The organism is Streptomyces sp. W16 (assembly GCF_033194735.1).
In the GTDB taxonomy this organism is placed as follows: domain Bacteria; phylum Actinomycetota; class Actinomycetes; order Streptomycetales; family Streptomycetaceae; genus Streptomyces.
Window position 1 is genome coordinate 1 of record NZ_JAWOAI010000830.1, and the last position, 2909, is coordinate 2909.

Consider the following 2909-nt stretch of genomic DNA (forward strand, 5'->3'; position numbering starts at 1 on the left):
TGTCACTTTCCCTGGAAGTGACACACTTCTACGGCACCCACCCCACCCCCCGGGCCTCCTCCCCCCACCGGCGGGTGGCCGCTAAGCCGGCCCGGCGTGCAGGCGAGACGCTGACGCGCCCCACCACCCCGGCCCGCAACGCAGCCGACGTGAGGGGCTGGCGGACCTCGGCCCCCCATTCCTCCCGGCCGCTCGCTCGCTTCTCAAACGGGCTGGAGTGGACCGAGTCAAGGGTGGCCCGCAGGGCCATCGCCGCAGGCGACGCGTAGCGAAGCGAAGCGCCCTTTACTCGGGCCGCTCCAGCCCGACACTGACAAAGAAGCGAGTGGCCAACCCGCACTTGTCTACCGCAGTCGCCTCCGCCCCGGCAGGAACGTAAACACCGCCACACCCAACAGGATCGCCGTACCGGACACCAGACCGAGCGCCTTGAGACCGCCATGGCTGTCCGAGCCAGTCTCCGCCAAGCCACCCGAGGTCGACGTCGACGTACCGCCGGATGACGACGTGCTGCCCGACGCGCCGCTCGCCTGCTCCGTGGTGTCCAGGGTCAGAGAGACCTCGGACTTGGTCGGCGTGCAGGTCGTCGTCGTGCCGAGCGCCTTGACCGTCAGGACCCCTGGAGCCAGCGTCGACGTACCGCTCGCGCCCGGCTTGTACGTGCCTGTCAGGTCGGGGATCTCGATCGGGTCGCCGGACTTGATGGCAGCAGAGTTCGTCGGTCCCTCCACATGCACGGTGCCCGAGTCGGCGCCGCCGAGGACCACCTCCATCGAGGGACTGACGGAGTTCGCCGGGATGTCGGCGGGGCTATCCATCACCGAGCCGTTGAACTGCACGGTGAGGTCGTAACTCCCGCCGTCCTTCTTGGCGTTGATCTGCACGGGCGAGGTCGCGCTCTTGTCACCGATCGGCGTCTTGCACGCGTACGGGACGGAGACCTCTTTCCCGGTGAAGTCCGTCTGGCCGGTGCCGTCGCTCGCGCTCGCGGACGCCGAGTCGCTGGGACTGCTCGACGCGGACTCGGAGGCGGACTCCGACGCCGATGCAGATGTCGATGCCGATGTCGAGTCCGTCGGAGTCGGTGACGTGCTCGACGAGCTGCCGTCCCCCGCCGTCACCTCGATCGTCGCCGACGCCGGGACCGTCACCGTGGGCGCGCACTTGGTGTCCGTCCCGAACGCGTTGACCGTGTACGCGTCCGGTGTCAGTGTCACCTCGCCGGCCGTCGTCAGTTTCAGGGTGCCCTTCATGTCGGACAGCGTCATCGCGCCGCCCTTGGGGATCGCCGGGTTCTCGCGCGGTCCCACCATCGCGATGTCGGCGGTCTGCGCGCCTCCCGCCTTCAAAGTCCCCGACGGCTGAACGGAGTTGGCGGGCAGGTCGATGATGTCGGGGTTCTTGGACGCGGCCTGCGTGAACTTCCACACGACGTCGACCGTGTCACCGACCTTCGCCGTGGCGGGCGCGGTGATCTCGACCTTGGTGGTGCCGTCGACCGGGTCGATGCCCGCGGGCGGCACGCAGTGGGTGGCGTAGGACACCTCGGCGGCCTGCGCGGACCCGGCGCTCACGCCGAGCAGGACACCCGCGCCGCCGAGGATCAACGCGGCAGCCGCCGCACCCGCCCTCCGTCCGCCGGCCGGTATGACTCTCCTTCGCTTTCTCACTGAAGTCCCTTCCTGGTGGGAGTCGTTGGACTCGTCGGACTGTCGTCGTGCGGTGCGGAGAGCCGACCGGCCGTGCCCGGATCGGAGTCCGGGGTGAACCACGGCAGGGTCGAGGTCACAGGGGCTGTGTGCGGTGCGGTGGCCGTGCCGGACTTCGGCAGGCGCAGGGTGAGTTGTTCGGGCAGCCGCTGCCGCAGGCCCCGGTGCCGGGCCGGGCCCGTGCTGCGGCCCGCCTTGCGCGGCCGTATCCGGTCCACCACGGCCATGCCGACACGGAACACCGCCGCCGGTACGACCACGCAGAGCAGGATCCAGAACAGAGTCACGCCCCAGGGGCGGCCCACGCCCCACGGCTCCTCGGCGAGCACCCGGCCGCCGTACTTCAGGGAGACGCTGTAGTCGCCGTGCGCCCCGGCCGACAGTTCGACCGGGAGTTTGATCTCCGCCTTGCCGCCGGGCGCGATCGTGCCGCTGAACTGCTGGTCGTCCCACTGCGGCGCGAACACCCCGTGGGAGGTGCCGACTTGGAACACCGGGTTCTTGACGGGGGACGAGCCGGCGTTGCCGACGGTGAAGACCAGCGTGCGGGACGCCGGCGCCCCGAACCAGGTCAGCAGCCCGCTCGAACCGTCCAGCCGGGTGTCGGAGATGACCGACAGCCGTCCCGTCGACGGCTCCGCGGGGAGTGGTTCGACCGCGTGGCCCGCCACCTGGAAGACGGAGTCCGCGGACGCGCTCGGCCCGGTCACCGTCGCCACATGCACCACGCACGGGCAGGGCACCGGCGGCTCGGACACCGGCAGCTTCTTGCTGAAGACGCCCTTGGCGTCGGTCGTGACGGCCCGACCGTCCGCGTTGGCACAGGAGTTGGTCCCGCCGATCACCCCGCGCGCGGGCGTGGCCTGCCCGCAGATCAGCACCATCAGCAGGGTGTGTGTCCGCCAGCCGCTGCCGGAGACGGTGATCGAACCGCCGGTCCCCGCCTGCGACTTGGAGAGCGTCACCTTCGGTCCCTCGGCCGCCGCGACAGGCGTCGCCCCCGCCAACGGCAGCAGAAGCAGCGCGCCCGCCGCCACCAGCGCCGAGATCCGCACCTTGCCGCTCACATCACCGCTCCCGTCAACTCGACTTCCGTACGCGGGGGTTCGGCCACCCGACCGTCGTCCGTACGGCGCCGCCGACGTCGTAGTCGTACGAGAAGCAGCGCGGCCCCGGCCGCGGCCGTGCCCCCGGCGACCG

Annotated in this window: 2 protein-coding genes; both read right to left on the reverse strand. The window is 70.8% G+C overall.

The genetic code is table 11. From position 1 onward, the window contains the following. Positions 1-344: 344 nt before the first annotated feature. Complete coding sequence (locus R6V09_RS50055) at positions 345-1670, reverse strand: hypothetical protein (RefSeq protein WP_317888076.1); 1326 nt, start codon at positions 1668-1670, stop codon at positions 345-347. Further along, complete coding sequence (locus tag R6V09_RS50060; RefSeq protein WP_317888077.1) at positions 1667-2776, reverse strand: hypothetical protein; 1110 nt, start codon at positions 2774-2776, stop codon at positions 1667-1669. Before R6V09_RS50060 ends, R6V09_RS50055 begins: the two co-directional genes overlap by 4 nt. Positions 2777-2909: the final 133 nt, after the last annotated feature.